The 1,095-nt window shown below is 57.7% G+C and carries 1 protein-coding gene; it reads right to left on the bottom strand.

Going from position 1 to position 1,095, the window contains the following annotated elements:
• A protein-coding gene (locus PLN84_RS13435) for an IS630 family transposase (RefSeq protein WP_348532205.1) occupies positions 1-1,095 on the bottom strand; the annotation gives its coding sequence in 2 pieces (ribosomal slippage) (positions 1-693 and positions 692-1,095; 1,097 coding nt annotated over the 2 pieces). This gene is flagged as partial in the annotation.

Genomic DNA, 1,095 nt, shown 5'->3' with positions numbered 1-1,095 from the left:
ATCATCGGGTAGAGCCGCTTGAGTTTCCTCCTCGCATCGGTTGTGGTGAACTGCCAATCCACGCCTTTTTGGGCCTGATTTCGGCTTCGGTTCCAGGTTGCCGTCTCTGCCCGGAGTGCTTTGATGGTCGGGATTCTCCGGTTCAGGCACTGACAGGTCAGGGCACTGAGTTCAATCTCAGCGATGTTGAGCCAGCTGCCGTGTTTTGGGGTGTAATGGATCTCCAGCCGGCTCAACAGGTTTCTTGCTTTTTCGGGCGGGAACGTTTCGTAGAGCGCTCCCGGGACATGCGTATTGAGGTTGTCACAGACCAGGATCACTGTCTCCGCGTCGGGATAGTCCTGTTCGAGAAGATGTTGTACCTGATGCGCCCAATCCTTCTTGGTTCGCGTTTCAGCTATTGTTACCCGGCGCCACTGTCCCAGTGGCTCGGTGAACATGAACCCGCAGACAACACCGTTCCTGCGGTATTCGTAGTCCTGTCTCTCGGGATGACCCGGTTGGGCCGGGATCGGTTCCCGCACCTCGGCATGCAGCTGGATTGGCTGTTCATCCATGCAGATGACCGGGTGTGCCGGATCATACGGTCTCTGGTAGACCTCCAGCACGTCTTCCATCGCGGCGACGAAGTTCCCGTTTTCGGCGGGGGGAATAACCCATTGCTTTTTGGTATGTGGCTGGAGCGCGTTTTTTTAGCGTCCGCTCGACGGTCTTGATCGAGATGGTGTCAACGACCTGCAGTTCTACGAGGCGATCGGCAAGTAACTGTAACGTCCAGCGAGATCGACCTTCCGGCGGTTTGCTGCAGGCAATCTGGATGAGCCGGGCTTCGCCGGCGCCATCCAGTTTCCGGGGAGTTGCCGGTTCATCACGCAGTTTTCGGTGGAGTGCTGCATCAAGTCCCTGTGTGACAAACGTTTTGCGGACGTTGAACACGGAGAGGGGGTGGCACCGGACAAGCTCGGCAACCTCGGGATCGGGTTTGTCGGCATGGAGCAAGATGTAGGCATGCCGGATCGTGGACGCGGATGATTTGCCGCGGCGGATGAGGCCTTCGAGGAACGAACGCTGGTCGTCGGTAAGGGTAACGGTGTA

Source organism: Methanoculleus sp., assembly GCF_035363275.1.
Taxonomy (GTDB): Archaea; Halobacteriota; Methanomicrobia; order Methanomicrobiales; family Methanoculleaceae; genus Methanoculleus.
This window is presented reverse-complemented; position numbering and strand designations above follow the sequence as displayed.